The sequence below is a fragment of the Chryseobacterium balustinum genome, assembly GCF_900168205.1.
Taxonomy (GTDB): Bacteria; Bacteroidota; Bacteroidia; order Flavobacteriales; family Weeksellaceae; genus Chryseobacterium; species Chryseobacterium balustinum.
Window position 1 is genome coordinate 45,703 of record NZ_FUZE01000009.1, and the last position, 25,577, is coordinate 71,279.

General features: G+C 34.0%; 22 protein-coding genes. 14 read left to right on the top strand and 8 right to left on the bottom strand.

Annotated features, from left to right (window positions below; translation table 11 throughout):
- Nucleotides 1-4: 4 nt before the first annotated feature.
- Nucleotides 5-853, bottom strand: coding sequence for a DUF5694 domain-containing protein (locus tag B5X64_RS12040; RefSeq protein WP_079465491.1), 849 nt, complete (start codon nucleotides 851-853; stop codon nucleotides 5-7).
- Nucleotides 854-1,022: 169 nt separating this feature from the next.
- Between B5X64_RS12040 and B5X64_RS12045 the strand changes: the two genes are divergently transcribed.
- Genes B5X64_RS12045 through B5X64_RS12055 form a run of 3 tightly spaced genes read left to right on the top strand, consistent with a single transcriptional unit; the run spans nucleotide 1,023 to nucleotide 3,062 of the window.
- Complete coding sequence (locus B5X64_RS12045) at nucleotides 1,023-1,367, top strand: hypothetical protein (protein ID WP_079465492.1); 345 nt, start codon at nucleotides 1,023-1,025, stop codon at nucleotides 1,365-1,367.
- Nucleotides 1,364-2,392 (top strand): sensor histidine kinase, encoded by a 1,029-nt coding sequence (locus B5X64_RS12050; RefSeq protein ID WP_079465493.1) that lies wholly within the window; start codon nucleotides 1,364-1,366, stop codon nucleotides 2,390-2,392. The genes B5X64_RS12045 and B5X64_RS12050 overlap by 4 nt, the downstream gene beginning before the upstream one ends.
- The gene (locus tag B5X64_RS12055) at nucleotides 2,379-3,062 is read left to right on the top strand and encodes a LytR/AlgR family response regulator transcription factor (protein WP_079465494.1); all 684 of its coding nucleotides are present in this window, start codon (nucleotides 2,379-2,381) and stop codon (nucleotides 3,060-3,062) included. Before B5X64_RS12050 ends, B5X64_RS12055 begins: the two co-directional genes overlap by 14 nt.
- Nucleotides 3,063-3,112: 50 nt before the next feature.
- Here B5X64_RS12055 and B5X64_RS12060 read toward each other — a convergent pair whose 3' ends face one another.
- Together B5X64_RS12060 and B5X64_RS12065 are read right to left on the bottom strand one after the other, a co-directional pair.
- Nucleotides 3,113-5,380, bottom strand: coding sequence for an aconitate hydratase (locus B5X64_RS12060; protein ID WP_079465495.1), 2,268 nt, complete (start codon nucleotides 5,378-5,380; stop codon nucleotides 3,113-3,115).
- 309 nt (nucleotides 5,381-5,689) lie between these two features.
- Nucleotides 5,690-8,470, bottom strand: a complete 2,781-nt coding sequence (locus B5X64_RS12065) for a bifunctional aconitate hydratase 2/2-methylisocitrate dehydratase (RefSeq protein ID WP_079465496.1) — start codon at nucleotides 8,468-8,470, stop codon at nucleotides 5,690-5,692.
- A 422-nt stretch (nucleotides 8,471-8,892) separates the two neighbouring features.
- On the opposite strand from B5X64_RS12065, the gene B5X64_RS12070 reads away from it, so the two are divergent.
- From B5X64_RS12070 to B5X64_RS12105, 8 genes are all read left to right on the top strand, one after another.
- Nucleotides 8,893-9,588 (top strand): WG repeat-containing protein, encoded by a 696-nt coding sequence (locus B5X64_RS12070; protein WP_228418897.1) that lies wholly within the window; start codon nucleotides 8,893-8,895, stop codon nucleotides 9,586-9,588.
- 268 nt (nucleotides 9,589-9,856) lie between these two features.
- The gene (locus tag B5X64_RS12075) at nucleotides 9,857-11,989 is read left to right on the top strand and encodes a TonB-dependent receptor (RefSeq protein ID WP_079465498.1); all 2,133 of its coding nucleotides are present in this window, start codon (nucleotides 9,857-9,859) and stop codon (nucleotides 11,987-11,989) included.
- A gap of 171 nt (nucleotides 11,990-12,160) precedes the next feature.
- Nucleotides 12,161-12,904 (top strand): HU domain-containing protein, encoded by a 744-nt coding sequence (locus B5X64_RS12080; RefSeq protein WP_079465499.1) that lies wholly within the window; start codon nucleotides 12,161-12,163, stop codon nucleotides 12,902-12,904.
- A 6-nt stretch (nucleotides 12,905-12,910) separates the two neighbouring features.
- Entirely contained in the window at nucleotides 12,911-13,438 is a 528-nt protein-coding gene (locus B5X64_RS12085) for an acyl-CoA thioesterase (RefSeq protein WP_079465500.1), read from the top strand.
- 51 nt (nucleotides 13,439-13,489) lie between these two features.
- Nucleotides 13,490-14,419, top strand: a complete 930-nt coding sequence (locus B5X64_RS12090) for a 2-hydroxyacid dehydrogenase (RefSeq protein WP_079465501.1) — start codon at nucleotides 13,490-13,492, stop codon at nucleotides 14,417-14,419.
- Between the two features lie 127 nt (nucleotides 14,420-14,546).
- A complete protein-coding gene (locus B5X64_RS12095) occupies nucleotides 14,547-15,809 on the top strand; it encodes a serine hydrolase domain-containing protein (protein WP_079465502.1) in 1,263 nt (420 codons plus the stop codon).
- Nucleotides 15,810-15,834: 25 nt separating this feature from the next.
- On the top strand, nucleotides 15,835-17,610 hold the full coding sequence (locus B5X64_RS12100) for an Ig-like domain-containing domain (protein ID WP_079465503.1): 1,776 nt from the start codon (nucleotides 15,835-15,837) through the stop codon (nucleotides 17,608-17,610).
- A complete protein-coding gene (locus B5X64_RS12105; protein ID WP_079465504.1) occupies nucleotides 17,610-18,068 on the top strand; it encodes a heme-binding domain-containing protein in 459 nt (152 codons plus the stop codon). The genes B5X64_RS12100 and B5X64_RS12105 overlap by 1 nt, the downstream gene beginning before the upstream one ends.
- An 8-nt stretch (nucleotides 18,069-18,076) precedes the next feature.
- Here B5X64_RS12105 and B5X64_RS12110 read toward each other — a convergent pair whose 3' ends face one another.
- From B5X64_RS12110 to B5X64_RS12130, 5 genes are all read right to left on the bottom strand, one after another.
- The gene (locus B5X64_RS12110) at nucleotides 18,077-18,595 is read right to left on the bottom strand and encodes an NUDIX hydrolase (protein WP_079465505.1); all 519 of its coding nucleotides are present in this window, start codon (nucleotides 18,593-18,595) and stop codon (nucleotides 18,077-18,079) included.
- Nucleotides 18,595-19,506 (bottom strand): site-specific tyrosine recombinase XerD, encoded by a 912-nt coding sequence (xerD, locus tag B5X64_RS12115; protein WP_079465506.1) that lies wholly within the window; start codon nucleotides 19,504-19,506, stop codon nucleotides 18,595-18,597. Before xerD ends, B5X64_RS12110 begins: the two co-directional genes overlap by 1 nt.
- Before the next feature lie 15 nt (nucleotides 19,507-19,521).
- Nucleotides 19,522-19,953, bottom strand: coding sequence for a deoxycytidylate deaminase (locus B5X64_RS12120; protein ID WP_079465507.1), 432 nt, complete (start codon nucleotides 19,951-19,953; stop codon nucleotides 19,522-19,524).
- Nucleotides 19,954-19,985: 32 nt separating this feature from the next.
- A complete protein-coding gene (locus tag B5X64_RS12125) occupies nucleotides 19,986-20,753 on the bottom strand; it encodes an enoyl-CoA hydratase-related protein (RefSeq protein WP_079465508.1) in 768 nt (255 codons plus the stop codon).
- A gap of 101 nt (nucleotides 20,754-20,854) precedes the next feature.
- Nucleotides 20,855-22,342, bottom strand: a complete 1,488-nt coding sequence (locus tag B5X64_RS12130; RefSeq protein WP_079465509.1) for a catalase — start codon at nucleotides 22,340-22,342, stop codon at nucleotides 20,855-20,857.
- A 107-nt stretch (nucleotides 22,343-22,449) separates the two neighbouring features.
- Here B5X64_RS12130 and B5X64_RS12135 point away from each other — a divergent pair, with 107 nt between their 5' ends.
- The 3 genes from B5X64_RS12135 (at nucleotide 22,450) to B5X64_RS12145 (ending at nucleotide 25,482) form a co-directional block, all read left to right on the top strand.
- Nucleotides 22,450-23,400, top strand: coding sequence for a LysR substrate-binding domain-containing protein (locus tag B5X64_RS12135; protein WP_079465510.1), 951 nt, complete (start codon nucleotides 22,450-22,452; stop codon nucleotides 23,398-23,400).
- 231 nt (nucleotides 23,401-23,631) lie between these two features.
- Nucleotides 23,632-24,912 carry a methionine adenosyltransferase gene (gene metK, locus B5X64_RS12140; protein ID WP_079465511.1) on the top strand — a complete coding sequence of 427 codons (1,281 nt, stop codon included), beginning with the start codon at nucleotides 23,632-23,634 and terminating at the stop codon, nucleotides 24,910-24,912.
- A gap of 87 nt (nucleotides 24,913-24,999) precedes the next feature.
- Nucleotides 25,000-25,482, top strand: coding sequence for a hypothetical protein (locus B5X64_RS12145; protein WP_079465580.1), 483 nt, complete (start codon nucleotides 25,000-25,002; stop codon nucleotides 25,480-25,482).
- Nucleotides 25,483-25,577: the final 95 nt, after the last annotated feature.

Here is a 25,577-nt window from a genome sequence, read left to right on the forward strand (position 1 = left end):
AAGATTATTTTTTTGAATCTAAAGATGAAAATTCAACGTAATCATATTCAGGAGAAATAGTGAAAAGCTGTCTGAAAACTGTAGCATGACCGTTTCCTGCAATTACCAAAATTCTGTCTTCTGAGTTTTTTGGAATCTCCTGTATTTTTCTGAACATTCTAAGATTTCTATTGTACCAGTATAAAGCAAGCAAATCTGCGCCGTCGTGTTCTCTCAATTTAAAATCTCCTGTTAAATATGCTCCATATTCATATTGATGATACTCTTTGCTGTTCATATATTTGAACATGTCAAGAATAGATTTGAAGTTTTTTCGCTCAGTATTCTTAATGAAAGTAGTATACTGTTGAGAGATGCGGTCATCATTCAAAAAATCATAATCTTTAAGCATATTTTTAAAATATAATGAGTCTGTCTTGCCAAATTTTTCTACAAACTCATCCAACATCGAATTCGCATCAATACTGTACAGCTCACTGATCTTAAGTTCTGTTGCAAGGCGCATTGCAAGTTGATAACGCTCATCTCTTTGATCTCTGTGTTTTCCTTCTTTGTATTCTTTTAATTTTTCGTTTGCTTTCCAATCTGGCCAGGCTTCAATAGCAATTTTTGTAGGTTTAAATTTTTTGATGTAACTGATCAGCTCTGTTACTTCAGCAGCTGTCTTAGGTTCTAAAACATTTACTTGGTCACTTTTTTCTGTTTTATGAGCATCCTGATTGGGATAATCAAAATGAAATGAGCCAACAACCAAAACTTTGGTTTTAGGATCAGGGAAATATTCTGAAGGTTTTTTTTGCCCGAATAAGAATGTTGACATTGTTATTAACACGATCAATATTGATAATTTCATAATAATTTGTTTTAAATATTTTTGACAAATTTAGATTTCACCACGATTTGATAAAACAGCGTTTCGACCAAGTGGAAAATATATCTGTTTAAAATATTTTCATCGGAAAAAAACGGGTGTTTGTAGATTTTGGAAGGTCTGGTTATGCTATTGTATTTATTTTTGGTGAATGAAAAATATAATTCTCCTTTTAAGTTTCGTTTTTATGCAATCCTTTGGTAATCATAGGGTAGATGTTTGGAAAATAATTACGATTGCTCCGAACGAAAGCATTACTATTAATAAAGTAAAAGCGCCAGTAACTTTAGAAATAAAAAATCTTTCAGATGAAAAAATAGCTTTAGTTTCTGAGCTGAAAATACCTTCTGAAGTTTTGGGTAAGTCTGAATTTAAATATAGATTACCTAAAAAAAGTAGTTTAAAGCTGGAGAATAGAAATACAAAACCGGTTTCAATATATTTGCATTATTACTCTTCTCAAGCAATCATCGTTAACGACAAAGAATTAAAATGAAAAAAAAGCAAGTTATCCTTTTGCATCTTTTATATTGGTTATTTTTTATTTATTACCAATTTAGATTTGCATTTGTACCGAAAGAATCAGATGCAGAACTTCAAAGTTATATTTTAAGTTATTCTTTTCTATTCGTTAATCTGTTAACTTTTTATGCTAATTATTTCATTTTAATGCCTTGGGTATATAAGAAGCAGAAATTGTACGCAATCATTGGCGGGATTGTAAGTATATTTTTGTTTTTTAGTTTGTTACGATATTCTATCGAAGAGGTTCTTTTTCCTATTTTATTTGGTTTCAGAAATTATCATGAGAAAACAAGTTTGGTTTATTATATTTATGATAACGTTTTCTTTGGTTATACGACTATTTTTGTTGCTACTTTAATTTGGTTATTAAATAATGCATTGAAAACTGAAAAAGAAAAACGTAAGTTGATTGAAGAAAATAAAAACTCGCAACTCCAAGCCTTAAAAACCCAAATTAATCCACATTTTATTTTTAATACTTTAAATAATATTTATTCTTTAGTCTATCAAAATTCAGATAAAGCTTTGCCTGCCATTGAAGAATTAGGACAATTATTAAGATACAGCACAAAAGATCTTGAGAAAGATTTTATTACTTTAGATAAAGAAATTGGTTATCTAGATAGTCTCATTGCTTTAGAAAAACTAAGAATTAAAAATCCTGAATTATTAAATGTTGAAAAAAAATTGTCGCATCCAAAACTTAATATTTCGCCGATGCTTTTGGTTCCTTTTGTTGAAAACGCTTTTAAACACGGAGATTTTAGAAACAAAGGTTTTGATATGAAAATTTCAGATAGCAATAAAATTCTGCATTTTTATCTTTCAAATTTTAAAAAAGAGAAAATGAAGGATTCTGTTTCCGGAATCGGGATTGAAAATGTAAGAAAAAGACTCGAAATTTTGTATCCTAAAAAATACGAGCTGAATATGATTGAAACGGAAACCAATTTTACCGTAGATTTAAAGATTGATTTGAAGAATGAAGAAAATTAAATGCATTATTGTTGATGACGAACCGCTCGCAGTATCACTCCTCGGAAGTTATGTAGAGAAAATTCCTTTTCTTGAGCTTGCTTTTTCTACTGAAAATCCTATTGAAGCGTTAGAGTTTATTCAGAAGAACGATGCAGATCTTGTCTTTTTAGATATTCAAATGCCGGAATTAACGGGGATTAATTTCATGAAAATTGTCGGCGATAAAATGAAGTATATTTTGACTACGGCTTATTCAGAATATGCTTTAGAAGGATATGAGCACAATGTTGTCGATTATCTTTTGAAACCGATTTCTTTCGATCGTTTTAGCAAAAGTGTCATGAAGGCTCAGGAACGTTTTCCTGTAGCTGAAGCTAGTGAAGCTGGACATTTTTTCGTGAAATCTTCCGGTCAGCAACATCGCATTAATTTTGATGAAATTCTTTATGTGGAAAGCATTAAAGATTACGTCAACATCAAAACAGAAACTCAGGAATACATTGTTTTAGATACTTTAAAATCTCTCGAAAATCAGCTTCCGGCAAACTTTATAAGAATTCACAAATCTTTTATTTTAAATTTAGATAAAGTAAAAAGTCTAAATTCAAAAAAAGTAGTATTAATTTCTGAACATGAAATTTCGGTAGGAGAAATGTATAAATCTAATCTTCTAGAAAAGCTGAAATAAAAAAGCAACTTCAATGGAAGTTGCTTTTTCTGTATGATAAAAACTAAATTTTAGTTTTCCTGTTGTTTAATCAGATTCAAAGCAGAACCTGCTTTAAACCAATCAATTTGTTGAGTGTTATAAGTATGATTTGCCAAGATAATGTCTTTTGTTCGATCAGCATGTACAAATTCTAAAGTCAATTGTTTTCCTGGTGCAAACTGATCAAGATCTAAGAAGTTAACGGTGTCGTCTTCTAAAATTTTATCATAATCGGACTCATTAGCAAAAGTAATTCCCAACATTCCTTGTTTTTTAAGGTTGGTTTCATGAATTCTTGCAAATGATTTTACCAAAACGGCTTTTACACCAAGATGTCTAGGTTCCATTGCTGCATGTTCTCTTGAAGAGCCTTCACCATAGTTTTGATCTCCTACAACAATCGTCGGAACGCCTGCAGCTTTGTAAGCTCTTTGTACAGCCGGAACTTCACCATATTCACCAGTTAATTCATTCTTAACGTGGTTGGTTTCCATGTTGTAAGCATTGACTGCCCCAATCAACATGTTGTTTGAAATATTATCGAGATGACCTCTATATTTTAACCATGGTCCTGCCATAGAAATATGGTCGGTCGTACATTTTCCGAAAGCTTTAATTAAAACTTTAGCTCCGGTAATATTCTTGCCATCCCAAGCAGGGAATTCTTCCAATAACTGAAGTCTGTCTGAAGTTGGGCTTACATTGACCTGAATACCAGATCCGTCTGCAGAAGGTGCTTGATAGCCATTATCATCTACAGCAAATCCTTTTGCTGGTAGCTCAAAACCTTGAGGTTCGTTTAATTTTATTTGTTCACCTGATTCATTAGTTAAAGTATCAGTAATTGGATTAAAATCTAATCTTCCGGAGATTGCAACTGCAGCTACCATTTCCGGAGAAGCTACGAAGGCATGGGTATTTGGATTTCCATCGGCTCTTTTTGCAAAGTTTCTGTTGAAAGAGTGAATGATCGAGTTTTTCTCTCCTTTTTCAGCACCTTCTCTGTCCCATTGTCCGATACAAGGTCCGCACGCATTGGTAAAGATTCTTGCATTTTCAAATTTTCTGAAAGAATCTAAGAAACCGTCTCTTTCTGCGGTAAATTTCACCTGCTCAGAACCCGGATTGATTCCTAAAATAGCTTTAGGTTTTACCCCTTTTGCAACTGCATCTTCTACAATAGAAGCTGCTCTCGATAGATCTTCATAAGAAGAGTTGGTACAAGAACCGATTAATGCCCATTCTACTTCAAGAGGCCATCCATTTGCTTCAGCTTTTGCTCTGAATTCAGAAACTGGAGTCGCCAAATCAGGAGTGAAAGGTCCGTTCAAATGAGGAGCTAATTCAGAAAGATTGATTTCTATTAATTGATCGAAATATTGTTCTGGGTTTGCATACACTGCAGCATCACCTGTTAAATGTTCAGCAATTTTATCAGCCGCATCTACAACATCCTGTCTTCCGGTTGCAGCCAAATATCTTCTCATTGAATCATCATACCCGAAAGTAGAAGTTGTTGCGCCAATTTCAGCACCCATGTTACAGATTGTTCCTTTACCTGTTGCTGAAAGAGATTCTGCTCCTTCTCCAAAATATTCTACGATACATCCTGTTCCTCCTTTTACGGTAAGAATTCCTGCCACTTTTAGAATAACGTCTTTGGCGGAGGTCCAACCAGACATTTTTCCGGTTAATTTTACACCGATTAATTTTGGCATTTTCAATTCCCAAGCCATTCCTGCCATTACGTCTACCGCATCAGCTCCACCAACTCCGATGGCAACCATTCCTAAACCTCCCGCATTTACCGTATGAGAGTCGGTTCCAATCATCATTCCTCCAGGGAATGCATAGTTTTCTAAGACAACTTGGTGAATAATTCCGGCTCCTGGTTTCCAGAAACCGATTCCGTATTTATCACAAACTGAACTTAAGAAGTTAAAAACTTCAGAGTTTTTATTAATTCCTTCCTGTAAGTCTGCTTCTGCACCCACTCTTGCCTGAATAAGGTGATCCGCATGAGCAGTTGAAGGAACTGCTACTTTGGCTTTTCCAGCCTGCATAAATTGTAAAAGTGCCATTTGCGCAGTGGCATCCTGCATTGCAACTCTATCTGGAGCGAAATCTACATAAGAGTTTCCTCTTTCATATTCTTGTGTTGCGTTTCCTTCCCATAGATGGGTGTAAAGGATTTTTTCTGAAAGTGTCAATGGTTTTCCTGTAATTTTTCTTGCCGCAGCAATTCTTTCAGGATAACGCTCGTACACTTTTTTGATCATGTCAATGTCGAATGTCATATCTATTTTAATTTTTCTTTTCTAATAGTTTTCCGGGTTTTTAATTAAAACTAAAGTCGGAAATTTTTTCAATAAAGGTTCATCAAATACTATTCCTACCATTCATAAAATAGGATTAATTAGATGAATAACTAATATTTTTTATACCTATGAAGTTAAGAAAAAATAAAATTTCAGTTGTTGACATAGGTTAAAATAATTCTTATTGCTCTTAAATGGAAAGATTCTAAACAAAAAAATGGAAGACTTCAAAAAGAAATCTTCCATTTTTTTTGTTTAAAAAGTCTTACGACTTTAATTTAAAATCTATTAATGACCCACGGTTACCAATTCTTTGATAGAAGGAACGAAAGTCGTTAAATCGATACCTTCAACCGCAGCTTTGTATTCGTCGATATTTGGAATTCTACCAATAATCGCTGACAATACAACAACCGGAGTAGAAGCTAATAAAGATTCACCTTTTTTACGTTCCGAATCTTCCACAACTCTTCCTTGGAAAAGTCTTGTAGAAGTTGCCAAAACAGTATCTCCTTTTTCAGCTTTCTCCTGGTTACCCATACAAAGGTTACAACCTGGACGCTCAAGATACATCATATTTTCATACTGAGTACGAGCTTCACCTTTTGGAGCATTATCATTAAATTCAAAACCTGAATATTTTTCTAATAATTCCCAGTCACCTTCAGCTTTTAATTCGTCAATGATATTATAAGTAGGAGCTGCAACAACCAATGGCGCGTTGAATTCTACTTTACCATTTTTCTGTTCAAGATTTCTCAACATCTGAGAAACGATTTTCAAATCGCCTTTGTGAACCATACAAGAACCTACGAAACCAAGGTCAACTTTTTTCTCACCACCGTAGAAAGTAAGGTCTCTGATGGTATCGTGCGTATATCTTTTAGAAACGTCGTCGTTGTTTACATCCGGGTCAGCAATCATTGGTTCAACAATAATGTCTAAGTCAACAACTACTTCAGCGTAATATTTTGCATTAGCATCTGGAGTCAACGCCGGTTTATCACCAGTTCTGATTTCCTCGATTCTCTTGTTTGCTTTGTTGATTAGACCTTGAAGAACATGATTATGATTATCCATTCCTTTGTTAATCATAATCTGGATTCTGCTTTTCGCAATTTCCAATGATTCGATCAAAGTATCGTCTTCAGAAATACAGATTGAAGCTTTCGCTTTCATTTCTGCAGTCCAGTCTGTGAATGTAAACGCTTGGTCAGCAGGAAGAGTTCCGATGTGAACTTCGATAATTCTACCTTGGAAAACATTTTCTCCGTCAAATTGCTTCAACATCTGAGCTTGAGTTGCGTGAACTACATCACGGAAATCCATATGCTCTTTCATATCACCTTTGAAAGTCACTTTTACAGATTCAGGAATCGGCATTGAAGCTTCACCTGTTGCCAAAGCAAGAGCTACCGTTCCAGAGTCAGCTCCGAAAGCAACACCTTTAGACATTCTTGTGTGAGAGTCACCTCCGATGATGATTGCCCATTCGTCAACCGTAATATCATTAAGAACTTTGTGAATAACGTCTGTCATTGCATGATACTCACCTTTCGGGTCACGAGCTGTGATTACTCCGAAATCGTTCATGAATTTCATTAATTTAGGAATATTAGCCTGCGCTTTTTTATCCCAAACTGAAGCCGTGTGACATCCTGACTGATAAGCTCCGTCTACGATTGGAGAAATCACGGTTGCAGCCATAGATTCTAATTCCTGAGAAGTCATCAAACCTGTTGTATCCTGAGAACCAACAATGTTTACCTCTACACGAACGTCTGAACCGGCGTGTAATAATTTACCATCAGTAACACCCACTGCATTTCTGTTAAAGATTTTTTCAACAGCAGTCAAACCTTGTCCTTCGATAGAAATTTCTTTAGAAGGAGCGAAAACTGCAGGAGCCGTAATTCCTAAAGTTTTTGCTGCGAAAGTCTGGATTTTTTTACCAAAAACGATGGCGTAAGAACCACCCGCTTTGATAAATTCTAATTTTTGAGGAGTAAATGATTTTGAAATATCTTTCAATTCAGTATCTCCGTTGTATAATTTCTTTTCTTTAGTATTGATTGTAAGAACAGTTCCTGTAGCGATAGAATATTTTTCTTCCAAAACAATATCACCATTTTCATTACGAACAGGGTTTCCGTTTTCGTCCACTTTTTTCACCCAGTTTTGAAGGTCGATTCCGATACCTCCGGTTACGTCAACTGTTGTTAAGAAGATTGGAGAAATACCATTTGTTCCCGCTACAATCGGAGCAATGTTTACGAAAGGTACATAAGGACTTGCTTGTTTCCCAGTCCAAAGTGCAACGTTGTTTACACCCGACATACGAGAAGACCCAACTCCCATTGTTCCTTTTTCTGCGATAAGCATTACACTTGCATCAGGATGTTGAGCTTGAAGCATTTTGATTTCGTCCTGGGCTTCAGGTGTAATCATACATTTACCGTGAAGTTCTCTGTCTGAACGAGAGTGTGCCTGATTTCCCGGAGACAATAAATCTGTAGAAATATCACCTTCACCAGCGATGAACGTTACTACTTTAATTTCTTCTGCAACTTCAGGAAGTTTAGTGAAAAACTCTGCTTGTGCATAGCTTTCCAAGATGTCTTTAGCAATTACATTACCAGATTCGAAAGCTTCTTTTAAACGTGCTGTATCAGCATCATATAAGTAAACCTGAGTTTTAAGAACTTCAGCAGCCGGTTTTGCAGTTGCCTCGTCGTTTCCTAAAGCTAAATCAAGTAAAACCCCAATTGAAGGTCCACCTTTCATATGAGATAGTAATTCGAAAGCGTAAACTGGAGTAATTTCTTCAACCACAGATTCGCCAAGAATAATTTCCTTTAAAAACTGAGCCTTTACTCCTGCAGCACTTGTTGTACCCGGTAAAGTATTATAAATAAAAAATTTAAGAGAATCAGCTCTGTATTCGTTTGCTGTATCTTTAATCTGCTCAATAATTGCGCTTAATAGATCTGCGCCGTCAATTGGTTTTGGGTGGAGTCCCTGATTTTTTCTTTCTTCGATTTCTTGGATGTAATCCTGATAAATATTCATAATTCTAGAAGTCTTTTCATTTTTAAACGCGTCTTCGGGATTTAATGAAATTCCTAATACGCATCACTTTCAAATAGATTACGATTTATTCGTAAATCTTTCTAAGTTTGTTACCGGAAATTGAAGCTGTTTATTGAAAATCTTTTCTGAAATAAAAATTTAACAGATTAAGAACTGATGTTTTTTTTAGATTTATCAAAAAAATCTTCAAAATTTAGTTTTCCGTTGTTAAACACTTGAAAATGTTTTCAAATTTACGAAATTTTACTATTTTGTAAGGTTGAAATTATTTAGATTCTTTATAAATATGAATTTTATATTTTCTATTTTTGACACAAAATAAACATACAATGATTTTAAGGAAATTGAAGCTGGGTTTTTTGATAACATGTTCTGTTTTTGCTTTTTCGCAATCTAAGCCTTTGAAAAAAAGTAATTTAAGTAAATCTAAAAATACTGCAAAATCGAATGTTGTTAAAAGTACAGTCGCAAAACTTCCCGTACTTAGTGAGGAAGTGCCATTGTTGATTCCTCAAAAAAAGAATGGAAAATCGGGTTTTGTTAATCAAAAAGGGAAATTTGTAATTCAGCCCGAATATGATTTGGTTATGTTTTTTGGTGAAGATTGCAATCTTTTAAACTCACCCAACGAGAAAGTTAAGAAGTTTGGAAGTGGAGATTTTGCTACGGTAGAAAAGAGCGGAATTGCTTTCAGAATTAATAAATCGGGAAAAAAAGTTTATCAATATAAAGAGACTGATTTGGGAAGATGTGGGCTGGAATTGAAAAAAGCATTATTTCATGCTTATATTTTAAATGGAAAGTATGGAGTCATTGAAGATTCGAAGTTTAAAAACCCATCCGACCGCAGTCAGTTTGCAATTTATCCAAGTTATCAGTATCTCTACATTTTGGAAGGTAATGATTTGGAAAATCCAATGATCGTAGCGACTTATAATGATAAATTTGGAGTGATTGATGTGAATAATAAAATTATTATTCCATTTGAATATTCAGATATAAAAAGAAATTACAGCTGGAAATTGGGGAAAATGTTTGAAGTCACCAAAGATGATAAAAACTATTATTATATTGATTCTTACAATCGATCTTACTAAGTTTTATAGTTAAATTTCAATCATAAGTTCAGAATATTTCAATTCAAATATTTTTAGTAATTTCGCGGCTGAAATAAAGGGGTGCTCCAAGCGGGCTGAGATTATACCCAATGAACCTGGAACGGGTAATGCTGTTTAGGGAAACATTCATTATAATTGATGAATGATAAATGATAAACTATAAATTAAAATCACTTATCAATCATAATTTATCGATTATAAATATAGTCGCCCCTTTTATTCCATTAAATTTTTAAAATTTATAAGAATGAAAGGATTGTTTTTTTTAGGACTTACCGCAAGTTCCCTGAGTTTTGCACAAACTCTAAATAATGATTCTCTGAAAATCAGAGAAATTGAAGCTGTCAACTTTACCAAAAGACTTCCCGTTGCTAAAGAAATCATCAATGTTCAGAAAGATCTTGACGGAAGAAATCTTGGACAGGATCTTCCTATTCTTTTGAAAAATCAAACATCTATTATTTCCACTTCAGATGCCGGAAACGGAGTAGGTTACACCGGATTTAGAATTCGTGGAGTTGCCGGGAGAGGAATTAATGTGATGATGAATGGCGTTCCGTTCAACGATTCCGAAAGTCAGGGAACTTTCTTCGTGAATGTTCCGGACCTTACGAGCTCGGCATCACAAATTGTGATTCAGAGAGGTGTGGGAACATCTAATAATGGAGTTTCTGCCTTTGGAGCAAGTATTAATGTGATTTCTAAAGAGCCGGAAGAAAAATTTTATATTAAAACAGATGACAGCTACGGATCATTTAATACTTATAAATATTCAGCTGAGGTAGGTTCCGGTAAATTCTGGAAAGACCGTCTTTCTGTGATGGGAAGGTATTCATATATTCATTCTGATGGCTATATCGATAGGGCTTTTTCAGATTTAAATTCATATAATTTTACTGCCCTATTTGAAGAAGGAAAAACAAAACTTCGCTTGATGGCTTTTGGAGGAAAAGAAAAAACGTATCAAGCCTGGAACGGAATCGACAGACAAACCTGGGAAACTTCTCCTAAACTGAACTATTCTGGTCAGTACACAGATCTTTTTACAGGCGAGGAAAAATTTTATGATAACGAAACCGATAATTACAGACAAAATCATTATCAGTTTTTATGGGAACAAAACATCAACGAACGCTGGAATCTTGAAACGACTCTTCATTATACTAAAGGAAGAGGGTTTTATGAAAATTACGTAAGAGTAAACGAAGAAGATGAGGATGCAACACATTATTCCAATTATAATCTTCCCGTGTTTCAATTGAACGGAACTCAGGTAAATCAAACCGATTTTATCAGAAAAAAATGGTTGAATAATGATTTTTATGGCTTGGTTTCTACTTTGTATGGGAAATTTGAAAATGTAGATTTAAATTTTGGCGTGGTTGGAAATCAATATTACGGAAGACATTATGGAAATGTTACCGGAGTGTATTTTCCCAATATTAATGAGTTTGAATATTACCGAAATCGTTCGGTAAAAACTGAAGTAGCGGGTTTTGCCAAAGCTTTGATTAAAGTAAATGATTTTGAATTCTTCGGTGATCTTCAGCTTCGAAATATCGATTACGATACAAAAATCTTAATGGAAGGTGATGGTGAAGGCGCCAATCTTAATAAGAACTGGTTGTTTTTTAATCCAAAAGCGGGAGTTAATTATAAACTAGGAAACGGAAAAGTCTTCTTTTCTTATGCGCATGCACAGCGTGAGCCGAATCGTGATGATTTAATATCAAACAATGATGTGAAATCAGAAAAGCTTCATGATTTTGAAGCAGGAATTGAAAAGCAATTTGGAAAAGTCGCTTTTACAGCCAATCTTTATTATATGTATTACCTGAATCAGTTGGTTTTAAACGGTCAGATCAGTAATATCGGTGAATTTATCCGGACCAATTCCGGTAAAAGTTACCGAAGAGGAATTGAAATTGGAGCTTTGGCAAAACTTTCAAAACAATGGGAGATTTCTGGAAACGTAAGTGTAAGCCAAAACAGAAACCTTGATTTCAGAATTAAAAATAAAAAAGAAATTACTGAACTAGGGAACACTGAAATTTCTTTTTCTCCTAATTTAATAGCTAATCTTAGTCTGAAATTTAATCCGACTAAAAATTTCCAATTGGCATTGATGAATCAGTATGTAGGGAAACAGTATCTGGATAATACAGAAACTCAGAGTTTACAGCTTGATGATTATTTACTTACAGATTTTAATGCGCAGTATGACTTTAAAATTGCAAAACATGAAGTTGCTTTAAAGCTTTTGGTGAATAATATTTTTAATCAGAAATATGTAAACAACGGGTATGTTTACAATGGTCCGGTTTATTTTTCTCAGGCAGGAACCAATTTTATGTTTGGAATCAGCTGGAAAATTCAATAATTAAAATTCGACACCATTTCATATCATTATATTTCAAGTTAGTTCAGATTAAATTTTTTAAAGACTGTTTCGGCAGTCTTTTTTAGTTTTAATTTTTTGAACTTATTACTTGTTATACATTATAAATAAATCTCTCAAAAAGTCACGAAAAAGTCATAAATTTGCCACCAAATGAATATTTCAGCTTACATTTTAGACTATTTGAAACAATTTGGAACTGTTACTGTTCCAAAGTTTGGTGTATTTTCTCTGGAAAATTCTAAAGCGGTCATCAACTCAGACAACGGAAGTATTCTTCCACCTTCTACAAAAATTGCGTTCCATTCTGATTATCAGGTTTCAGCTGATGATCTGGTAGGATTTATCAGCAACAAAAAAGCAGTTTCAAAAGAAGCAGTTGAAAATGAATTGCAGATTCAGACTGATTTTTGGAAGAAAAAACTTCAGGCAGAGCATACTTTGGAGATCCAGAATCTTGGAACTATTTTTCTTGAAGACGGAGAACTTCATTTCAAAGGAAATCGTTTAGAATCTGATCATCCGGATTTTTATGGTTTGGAAGAAATTCGTTTTTCTGATATCAACGAAGGAGATTCTTTCGAGAGCCCTGTAAACAAAGAGAAAGATTATAAGTTTAATAAATCGATTCTGTGGATTTTCCTTTTTATTATTCCGGTTTTAGGAATATTGTATTTAGGATACACTCAACAAGAGTTTCTCTTCGGGAAGAAATCTTTTGATGATGTTTCGGTGCAAACCAAAACAAAGAGAATTGAAAAGAAAATGCCGGTAAAAATAGACTCGGCACAGATAAAAAGAGCAGATTCTGTAAAAGCTTTTAAAGCGGATTCTCTTAAAAAAGATTCAATAAAACAGGCTGCAAAAACTTGGAAACCAAATTCCAATAAAAAGTAAATCAAAATGGCAAAAATAAAAAAAGCGTCAGAATCTCTGACGATAATGACCAATATTGTACTTCCCAATGATACCAACCAACTGAGAAATCTTTTTGGAGGTGAATTGTTGGCAAGAATGGATCGTTGTGCTTCTATTTCAGCAACAAGACACTGCGAAAGAAGAGTGGTAACAGCTTCTGTAAACCACGTTTCTTTTGATCATCCAATTCCGGAAGGTGGAATTGTTGTGATGGAATCTAAAGTTTCCCGAGCATTCGGAACTTCTATGGAAATTTATGTAGATGTTTGGTTAGATGACCCAATTAATCATAAAAAAATTCAGACCAATAAAGGGATTTATACTTTCGTTGCGGTTGATGAATTCAACAGGCCGATTCCAATTCCACAAATGGAACCCGAAACCGAGCTTGAAGTAGAAAGATTTGATGCAGCGTTAAGAAGAAAAGAATTATCGTTGATTCTTTCGGGAAGAATGAAGCCGACAGATTCTGTAGAATTGAAGAAGTTATTTGCAGGAGAAATTGAACAATAATTTACAACGGAAGATTTTTCTTCCGTTTATTTTTAAATGTAAGTTACAAAAATGAGAATCTTATTATTAGATAAAAATCACCCTTTTATTACCGAACAGCTTTTAGCGAAGAACTTTATTTTGGAAGAAGATTTTACGTCTTCGTATGATGAGGTTTGTGGTAAAATTCAAAATTACGATGGGGTCATTATTCGAAGCAGAATTCCTTTAGATCAAAACTTTTTAGAAAAAGCAACTTATCTGAAATTCATTGCAAGAGTAGGAGCCGGAATGGAAAATATTGATATTCCTGTTGCTGAAAAACTGGGAATTCAATTGATTAATTCTCCGGAAGGAAACAGAGATTCTGTTGCGGAACATGTGGTGGGAATGCTTTTGATTTTAATGAACCGTCTTTTCATTGCATCAAATGAAGTGAAAAAAGGAATTTGGTTGCGTGAAGAAAACCGAGGCGACGAATTATTAGGAAAAACAGTTGGTCTTATCGGCTACGGAAATATGGGGAAAGCTACTGCAAAAAGACTTTCGGGTTTTGGATGTAATGTGATTTTTCATGATATTCTTTCTGATCTTTCAGACGAATTTGCAACGCAGGTTTCTTTGGAAGAATTAAAAGAAAAAGCAGAAGTTTTAAGCTTGCATATTCCAATGACGGAAGAAACTCATTATTTGGTTAACTCAACGTTTATTAAAGAAATGAAAAACGATTTTTATTTCGTCAATACCGCAAGGGGAAAAAATGTTGAAACGAAATATTTAGTTGAGGCTTTGAAGTCAGGAAAAGTGAAAGGTGCATGTCTTGATGTTTTAGAATACGAAAAAGCTTCTTTTGAAAATTTAGAATCAGAAAATGAAGATTTGCAATATCTGTTAGATTCAGAAAAAGTAATCGTAACACCACATATTGCAGGCTGGACGCATCAAAGCAAAGAGAAATTAGCACAAGTAATTGTAGATAAAATTATTGCATCGTTTTGCTAGTTTAAAAATAAGCGAATTAGATTACTCTTTTAAGGTGTGAAATTTTATGTTAAATAATTCATAATTCATAACAGCCTTTTCATATTTGTATAGAGTTTTGTTAAATTGCCGTTCATTTTTTGAATCCATGAAGAAGCTAAACTTTGTACTTGTTACCACTCTATTTTTATTCCTATTTTCCTGCAAAAATAAATCTGAAAATAATTCTGCAACAGCAGAATCTACGACCAATCTTCCTAACTACGGGAATGTAGATTTAACTAAGGTTTTTGCTTCAGGAGACTTCAATCTTGTAGATAAAGACTACGCAGTAAGTTATATCGACCAGTATTACAAAAAAGTTTGGGAAAGAGGGAACCTAAGTGGAAGTTTTTTGGTCGCGCAAGGTGATGAGATTTTATATGAAAATTACAGAGGCTTTGCACGAGAAGGAAATCAAAATCCTATAGACAAAAATACGCCGTTGCATGTCGCATCTGTTTCAAAAACGATGACGGCAATGGCGATGATGAAATTAATCGAAGCCGGAAAAATAAAATTGACCGATCATTTAACACAGTTTTTTCCTGCATTCCCTTATCCTCATGTGACGGTTCAGACTTTATTAGACCAGAGAAGCGGACTTCCAAAATACGAATACTTCATTACTAAAATTCAGCCTGCTCCTGCAGAACTTTCAAAAACTTACATTACCAATCAGGATGTTTTGAATATGATCATCAAATACAAACCTGAATTGGCGAGAGATACCGATACAGGATTTATGTATTGCAATACCAATTATGCGCTTTTAGCTTTATTGATTGAAAAAATTACTAAAACACCTTTTCCGCAGGCGATGAAAGAGATGGTTTTCACTCCGCTGAAAATGACGAATACTTATATTTTTCAGGAAAAAGATATTCCGACGGCATCACAATCGTTTTATTTTGGCGGGAATAAATTGTATCCTTTAGACCGATTAGACCTTATTTACGGTGATAAAAATGTGTATACAACGCCAAGAGATTTGTATAATTTTTCTAAAGCAATGTTTTCTAAAGATTTTTTAAAGCCGGAATTAATGCAGATGATTTTTACACCTTACAGCAATGAAAAGGCTGGCCAAAATAATTATGGTTTAGGTTTCAGAATGAAAATTTTCGATAATGGAGAAAAACTGACCTATCACAACGGTTGGTGGCACGGAACAAATTCTGTTTTTGCTCATCTTTTAAAATCAAAAGTTACCATTATAGCGATCGGAAATAAATATTCAGGTAGAGTTTATTCGGCTCTAGCTTTGTCGGGTCTTTTCGAAGATTTTCCACCTCAGAAAGATAAGCTTCACAGCATTATGAATGATAATCAGGACACTTTGAAAACAGGAACTGAGGTTTTTGGAGAATAATGTTTATTTTTGCTCAAATAATTTCATGAAAAGATTTCTTCTTTTATTCATCATCGGAATTCTTGTACAGTCTTGTGCAAGAGTAGGCTCACCAATCGGAGGTCTTAAAGATACTTTGGCTCCTGAGGCTATAGGTTCAAATATAGATTCCGCAAGAGTCAATGTAAGAAGAGATATTAAAGAACTTCGTATTGATTTTAATGAATATATTACCTTAAAGGACATTAATAAAAATCTTAATATTTCGCCACCTATAAAGAATATCAAAAGAATTCTACCTTCCAATATTGCCAATAAATATATGGTGATTCAGTGGACCGATACTTTACAGGCAAATACAACGTATAATTTTAATTTTGGAAATGCAATCGTTGATAACAGCGAAGGTAATGTATTGAGATATTATAATTTTGCGTTTTCTACAGGTGAAAAGCTTGATGATTTATATATAAGTGGAGTGGTTACAGATGCATTAGCTTTAAAAAAGAAAAGCAGTTCTGATAATAAAATGGTGGTTGGTCTTTATCAATTGAAAGATAGTATGGACTATAAACAGAAACCGTATTACATTACAAAAGTAGATGACGACGGTTATTATGAGCTCAATTATCTTGCTAAAGGAAAATACAAAATTATTGCTTTTGATGACGATAACGAAAATTCTATCTACAATCCTGGAAAAGAGAAAATAGCATTTCAGAAAGATACGGTCGTTGTTGAGAAATCTATTTCAGGCTTAAATTTAAAATTATTTCCGTCTAAAAAACCATTTAAAAATCCTGAATTAAAAGAAATGCCGGGAGGAATTTTAATGACTTTTGAAGGGAATCCTGAAGAGGTAAAAGTACTTTCTATAAATGAAAAACTGAAAGACATCAAAGTAACTCACAAGCCAAAATCAGATTCTGTAAAGATTTGGTTTGACGCTGTGAAAAGTGATGTTGGGCAAACTGTAAACGAAAAACTAGAATTCAGCTACGATACCGGAACAAAGCAGGATACTGTTGTTTCTTTTTATAAGTACAATAAAAAGAACGTGATGGATGTTATCAGCGAAAATGGAGGGTCTTTATTGCCTCCGAAAACTACTTTCAAAATTTCGTCTAATTACCTTATTGATAAAATTAATCCAGAGAAATGGACTTTGAAAATTGACAGCACAATTGTACAGCCATTTACGGCAAAAATATCTCAGACCAATCCTTATCAGATTTTGATAACATCAGATTTTGTATCCGGGAAAAAATATCAATTGACCATTCCTAAAACGACTATTTCTTCTTATTATGATAAAAATTCTGAGTCAAAACGTTTTGATTTTGAAGTTGATAAGATTGAAAATTATGGAAATCTGTCGATTACATTGGAAAATGCTCCAACTAAAAAATATTGGCTCCAACTTTTAGATTCTTCAGAAAAAGCAATATATCAAGTATATACAAGTGGAAATTCGGTCATGTTTGATGTATTAAAACCTGCAGAATATATTATCCGTATTTTGGTAGATAATAACGAAAATGGATATTGGGATCCTGCAGATTTTGAAACGTCTACTTTTGCAGAAGACTCTTATACTTATTACAAGACTGCAGTTATTCGACCTTTATGGACGTCAAAAGAAACTTGGGATTTGAAAGATACACGAGTACTGGACATCAGTAAATTTGGTACCGCTACCAGTACGGCAAAAGGGCAGGCTGGCGAAAATAAATCAACGATAAATCCATCCAATAATAGCTCTATTCAGAATACTAATTCTGGAACTAGAGGTGGGAATAATGACTTACAATTGAGAAGATAATGCAGAAGTTTAAGAAAATAGTTTTTTGGTGTTTAGTAGGCTTTGCAATCATTCAGTTTATTCCTGTGGATAAGGTAAATAAGCCTGTAGATCAACGCAAAAACTTTATTAAGGTTGAAAATGCTCCGAAAGAAGTAGTTACATTACTTAAAAATGCATGCTATGATTGTCATTCCGATGAAACGGTTTACCCTAAATATGCATATGTCGCTCCGTTTTCCTGGTCAATTAAAAGCCATGTGAACGATGGAAGAAAATATTTAAATTTCTCTATTTGGGATACATATAATAAAGATTTGAAGCACAAAATGCTTACCCGAGCAATCGAGATGGTTGACAATAAAATGATGCCAATGCCTGCGTATATCATTTACCACGAAAAAGCTAACCTTTCAACCAATGAAAGAAAGCTTTTAAATGTTTATTTTCAAGAAGTCTTAGACTCTAAAAAGTACTAAAGAAAAGATTAACTAAAATTTTTCAAATACTCTTCAAAGAATTTTTTCTGAGAATCAAAAGCGATATCATCGAAATTAATTTCGGAGATATGAATCCATTGAGTTTCTGAAATTTCAGATAATTCTATATTGACTTCAAATTTCTCTGAAACTCGATATTCATAAAACAAATCAATTGTATTGTAATCAATTTCTTTGTATTGATATACATTTGGAAGGCTCGTTAAATATCTCAGGTTTTTAATGTCAATTTCAAGCTGTAATTCCTCAAAAAGTTCCCTTTTGCAAGTGTTTTCTGCGCTTTCTTTAGGGTCAACAAATCCACCGGCCAAATCTAATTTTCCTTTTTTAGGCTCCTGATTTCTTCGCGTTAAGTAGATTTCGTTCCCACAGCGAATTACTACAGCAACAGCTCCCGCAACATTATTATATAAAGTGAAGCTGCACTCAGGGCAGCTCCATTTTTTTTCTCCGTCCCAATTGAGGGTTTTATTTCCGCAATTCGGACAAAATTTTAATATTTTCATTAAGCAATATTAGAGTTTCTCGGGTGATAGTTTAATATCACATCTCGAAGTTCTTCTGTTTTTAAATGGGTGTAAATTCCGGTTGTTGTAATGCTTGAATGCCCCAGCATTTCCTGGATATAGCGTAAATCGGCTCCGTTTTGCAATAAATGCGTAGCAAAAGAATGTCTGAAAGTATGCGGAGATATTTTCTTGCTCACTCCTGCTTTATCGGTAAGTTCTTTAATGATTATAAATACAATCACACGAGACATCGAAGTTCCTCTACTGTTAAGAAAAAGAGTGTCTTCGTGCTTTTTATTGACCTTACTTTTAGAACGTACGTTGCTGATATATTCTTTTAAAAGTTTGGCAGTGAATTGAGCTAAAGGTACAAAACGTGTTTTGTTTCCCTTTCCAATTACTTTAATGTAGTTTTCCTTGAAATTGATATTAGAAATTTTAACATCAATCAATTCAGAAACTCTTAGTCCGCATCCATAAAGTACCTCAATAATGCAGTGATTTCTTTTACCTAAATCTGAACTTATTTCGATAGCTTGGATAATTTTTTCAATATCAGCTAGGCTTAAAGTATCAGGTAAGTATAAACCTAATTTTGGCCCTTCCAGTAATGTTGAAGGGTTGTCGATACGAATTTCGTCTTCTAATAAATACCTGAAAAAAGCTTTAATGGAAGAAATCCATCTTGCCTGCGATCTTTCACTGAATTTTTGTTTAGACAACGTGAAAATATATTCCTGTAGATTATCATAGGTAATCTTTTCAGGACCAGTGTTATCAAGGTCGCCTATTGCGTAGTCTTTAAGTTTTTTGATGTCGCGGATATAAGCGTCAAGCGTGTTTTCTGAAAAATTTCTTTCAAAGCGAAGAAAGATTTCGAAATCTTTAATTTTTTCATCCCAAGTCATTGTGTTGTGTTTTTTTTAAATTTTTAACTCTCTTTCTGAAACCTGTATTATTTCAATTTGATGTTCTTTTAAGAAAGCAATTCCCTCATCATCCGAGTAAGCATTGATATAAACTAGTCTTGAAATACCTGCCTGTAAAATCAGCTTACTGCATTCTTTACAAGGTGATAAGGTAAGGTACAATGTTGCACCCCGAGCAGACTGTGTAGAGCCTGCTAGTTTCAAAATAGCATTTGCTTCTGCGTGTAAGACGTACCAATGCGTTTTGCCTGTTTCGTCCTCACAGCAGTTCTCAGAACCAGATGGGGTACCATTGTATCCATCAGAAATAATCATCCTATCTTTTACGATAAGAGCTCCTACTTGTTTTCTTTCACAGTAGGAAAGTTTTGCCCACTCCTGAGCCATTTTTAGATAAGCTTTATCAAACTTATTATACGTCTGCATCGTTTATTTTCGAAATAATTTGTGTTGGTATATTAGAAGTTGGGCTTTCTTTTTTCAATAAAAGCTGAAACTCCTTCTTTTTTGTCTTCTAAATCAAAAAGTTCGCCAAAATATTTAATTTCAGCTTCAAAACCTTTGTCGGTATCAGACAGATTGGTTGCTTTAATAGCGCGGGAAATTGCCATTGGAGAATTATTAGCAATTGTTTTTGCCAGTTCTTCTGTTTTAGAAAGAAGCTCACCAATAGGGAAGATCTCATTTACCAAACCAATTTCTTTTGCCTTTTGTGCAGGAACCATTTTTGCTGAAAAAATCATTTCATTAGCAATTCCTTTTCCTACTAATTTTGGAAGCCTTTGGGTTCCTCCATACCCAGGAATAAGTCCTAAAGTTACTTCAGGAAGACCAAGTCTAGCATTATCTGATGCATATCTGATGTGACAAGCCATTGCCAATTCTAAACCTCCGCCTAAAGCAAAACCATTTACTGCAGCAATTACTGGTTTAGACAGGTTTTCTATTTTGTCAAAAAGAATGTTTTGTCCGTTTCTTGCTAATTCTTCTGCTTTTTCCTGATTAAAGTTACTAAATTCTTTTATATCTGCACCAGCTACGAATGATTTTTCTCCGCTTCCGGTTAAAATAATTACTCTCACCTCATTGTCAGATTGTAATTCATCCAATGCACTGCTGATTTCTTTTATGGTTTGTGCATTGAGTGCATTTAAACTTTCAGGTCTGTTGATTGTAATTACAGCTGTTTTTTCGTTTTTCTTTACCAGTATATTTTCGTAAGTCATTATTCCCTTAATCTTTAAGAACTTGCAAATTAAAAATTTTTTACAAATAAAAAGGGAAAAAAATGACTTTTTTCCCTTTTAAGTGTTTATTATTTAATAGTTTACTTTAAATGATTCATCATGTTGGCGTCTATATTGACACTTAATCCTGATGCCACTTTCATGCCAAGCTCAATATTTGCCCTGAAAAAATGGCATAACTGGCGGTTGATAATCTCGTCTTTTTTAGGCCCGTCAATTCCTCTCATGCTGCCTATGATATTGTTTGCCAGATGTTCTCTGTCTTCCTGGCTCATTGCTTTTGTATATAAAAGGCCAGGTTGAGTATAATGGTCGTCATCATTTTCATTTCTGTTAAAATTAGCCACATGATTGCTGTCTAATTCATATTCGAAATTTTTGTATGAAGAATCCGGTTGGATGTTATCAAAACTATTTGGGTGATAGTTGGGTTTATCCTGATATCCGCTAGAATCAGCCATAAATCCATCTCTTTGATAATTGTTGATGGCAAAAGGACATCTGTTAACTTCAAGATGGTGAGCATTCACTCCCACTCTGTATCGATGTGCATCTGGATAAGAGAATAATCTTCCTTGAAGCATTTTGTCCGGTGAAAAACTAATTCCGTTTATTAAATTACTTGGGGAGAATGTAGATTGTTCAACATGAGCAAAATAATTGACGGGAACTTCATTCAGTTCCATTTCGCCAACTTCAATTAGCGGGAAATCACCTTGAAACCATACTTTGGTTACGTCAAAAGGATTCCATCTGAATTCGTTTGCTTGCTCTTCGGTCATTACCTGGATATACATGGTCCATTTTGGGTAATCACCGTTGTCGATAGCATTGCAAAGATCTTCCTGTGCAAAGTCAGGATTTTCGCCAGCCATTTTTGTAGCATCAGCATCATTAAAATTTTTGATGCCTTGTTTTGTTTTAAAATGAAATTTCACCCAAACTCTTTCGTTCCTATCATTGATCATCGAAAAAGTGTGAGAGCCAAATCCGTGCATGTGTCTAAAACCATAAGGAGTTCCTCTATCTGACATTAGAATAAGAACTTGGTGTAGCGATTCCGGGTTTAAACTCCAGAAATCCCACATCATGGTGGCGCTTTTCAAATTGGTTTTTGGAACTCTTTTTTGGGTATGTATAAAATCAGGAAACTTTTTAGCATCTTTAATAAAGAAAACCGGGGTGTTGTTCCCTACTAAATCCCAATTTCCGTCTTCAGTATAAAATTTTAAAGCAAATCCTCTAGGGTCTCTTGCCGTATCTGCACTTCCTTTTTCGCCACCAACGGTAGAGAAACGGGCAAACATTTTGCAAGAATTTCCTACCTGAGAAAATAATTTAGCCTTTGTATATTTTGTAATGTCATGAGTGACTGTAAATTTTCCGTAAGCTCCACTTCCTTTAGCATGAACTATTCTTTCAGGAATTCTTTCTCTCACAAAATGAGCAAGGTTTTCCTGTAAGATAAAATCTTGTAACAATACCGGACCACGTGTTCCGACTGTTTGAGAATCCTGGTGTTCATAATAAGGTGCTCCGCTGCTTGTCGTTAATTTTTTATTATCCATATAGTTATGATTTGAGATTCATTCCATTTTTCAGAATCAAATTTAGTTGAATTTTTAATGGCTTCTGCCAAAAACGTTATATCTTTGTCATAGATAATATTAATCAAATGAACATTCAGCAATTGGAATATCTTATCGCTGTAGATAAGTATAAGCATTTTGGGAAAGCCGCTCAAGCGTGTTTTATCACTCAGCCAACATTAAGTGCAATGATACAGAAGTTTGAAGATGAGCTGGATGTAAAGGTTTTTGACAGAACAACTCATCCAATCAGAACCACGGATGTAGGACTGCAAATTATAGACCAAGCTAAGGTAATCATCGAGGCTGTAAATGAGCTTAAAAACAAGGCTAATTTATTGAATAATATTTTGGGAGGTACCATTAACTTAGGGATCATTCCGACAGTTTCGTCGTTTATTTTACCTACGGAAATTTTCCATTTTCTACAAGATAATCCTAAAGTCCAGATGAATGTAAAGGAAATGACGACGGATAACATTATCAAAGCTCTGAAAGCTGGAGAGCTAGATGCGGGAATTATTTCTACGCCTTATGATAATGCCAACGAATTTTATCAGGATTTCTTATTTAATGAAGAATTGATGATCTACAGTTCAGATACCGAAGCAAATAAAAAAAATACGTTTATCGTTCCTGAAGAATTAAATGTAGAAAAGGTTTGGCTTTTGGAAGAAGGTAACTGTCTGAGAAATCAGTTTGAAAATATTTGTCATTTAAAAGAAAATACGTTGAAACCTAAAAATTTAGACTTCTTAGCGTCCAATATCCAGACTTTGGTTCATATGGTTGACAAAGTGGGCGGAATCAGTATTTTACCTGAATTAGCATTAAATCAACTTTCAGAAGAGCAAAAAGGTAAAGTTTACAGGTTTAAAAAACCTTTCCCATACAGAGAGATTAAGATCATTTATTATAAGCCAACATTTAAGCAAAAAATCATTGACGAGTTGAGTTCTTTTATAAAAACTTCTTTAGAAACGAAGCTTAATTTCAATAATGCTCCAAAAGATTTTGTAAGCATCAAGCCTCAATAATTGTATTTTGAGGCAATTTAAAGCATGTTTCAATAAAAATATAATAATCGATAAAAGTTTTTGAGTATTAAAAAATAGTACTTAACTTTGCAGACGTTTATTAACGAGGAAAAATTTGACCTGATTGCAACCTCTCTAAAAAAATGCTAAAACAGTAATTCTATTTTAGCATTTTCGGGCAATTATTCATTTTTTCTTCACATTTTTAATCTAAAAAATACAAAGAATAATATGTCTTATTTATTTACATCTGAATCTGTTTCAGAAGGACATCCGGATAAAATTGCCGATCAGATTTCCGACGCACTTATCGATAACTTTTTAGCCTACGACAAAACTTCAAAGGTAGCTTGTGAAACTTTGGTTACTACAGGACAGGTGGTTTTGGCAGGAGAGGTAAAATCTGATGCTTATTTAGATGTTCAGACTATTGCAAGAGAAGTAATCAACGGAATTGGTTATACAAAAGGAGAATATATGTTTAATGGTGATTCTTGTGGAGTAATTTCTGCAATTCACGAGCAGTCTCCGGATATTAATCAAGGTGTTGACAGAATTGTTGCTGACGAAACTTTCGAAACAAAAGCAAACGCACAAGGAGCGGGAGATCAGGGAATGATGTTCGGGTATGCTACAAACGAAACGGCAAACTATATGCCTTTAGCTTTAGATTTGGCTCATACTATTCTTAAAGAACTTTCTGCAATCAGAAGAGAAGATTCTGAAATCAAATATCTTCGTCCAGATGCAAAATCTCAGGTAACCATTGAGTATTCTGACGATCACAAACCGGTAAGAATTGATTCTATTGTAGTTTCTACTCAGCATGACGATTTCGGAGCTGAAGAAGAAATGTTAAATAAAATCAGAGAAGATATTAAAACGATTTTGATTCCTAGAGTTGTAGCATTGCAGACTGAAGAAATCAAGGCTTTATTTAATGATCAAATTAAATATCACATCAATCCTACAGGGAAATTCGTAATCGGAGGTCCTCACGGAGATACAGGTCTTACAGGAAGAAAAATCATCGTTGATACGTACGGTGGAAAAGGTGCTCACGGTGGTGGTGCTTTCTCTGGAAAAGATCCTTCAAAAGTAGACAGAAGTGCTGCATATGCTACAAGACACATTGCTAAAAACTTGGTTGCTGCAGGTGTTGCAGATGAAGTTTTGGTGCAGGTTTCTTATGCAATTGGTGTTGCTGAACCTTGTGGTTTATACATCAATACTTACGGAACTTCTAAAGTTGGTTTAAATGATGGTGAAATCGCTAAAAAAGTGTCTACCGTTTTCGATTTGAGACCTTACGCTATCGAGCAAAATTTAAAATTAAGAAATCCTATCTACCAGGAAACTGCTTCTTACGGGCACATGGGAAGAGAGCATTTCGTTGCAGATAAAACCTTTAATAAAGGTCATAAAAATGAGTTGACTCTTACTGGGTTAGAGTTTTTCACATGGGAAAAATTAGATAAAGTAGAAGAAATTAAATCCGCTTTCGGAATTTAATTCTGCTTTTCGGTATAGAAACTGCTTTAACATGAATATGCTAAAGCAGTTTTTTTTATTTTTACACTTAAATATTTTACAATGAATATGCGATCTGCAATCTCTATACTTTTTATTTTTTTTGTAAGCACTTTTGTAAAAGCGCAGTACACGGTACATAAAATGATCAATGTAGGATACGTTTACCAAAACCAAAGCTTCGGTGAAGTAGGAGGGAAGTTGATGTTTCTTAAGAATGATGATGTCATTTATCGTTTGGGAGCTTCTGCTTTAATGGGTTCTGCGAATTCTGAGTTTGCTATTATGCCCAAATTACAGGCAGACATTTTGCTGAATTTCGAAAGAAATGTAGATTTCTATCATTCCTATTATTTTCTTGCTGGAGTTGAGGGAACCAATAAATATGTGGCTCCCAAGATTGGGGTTACTCTTTTTGGAATTTTAGATTTAACAGGTGGTTATGCTTTCCCTCTTGGAAATTCTGGTCTAAATGGTAAAGAATTAAAAGGGGTAAATGTAAATTTCACACTAAATATTCCAACAGCTTTCTTACATGATATGTTAAAGTAGTTTTTTTTAAATAATTCTTTAGAATATTTAATAATTGGTTAACAGTTATTAAAATTTTATTTATATTTACAGCATAATTGAATGCTTATAGATAA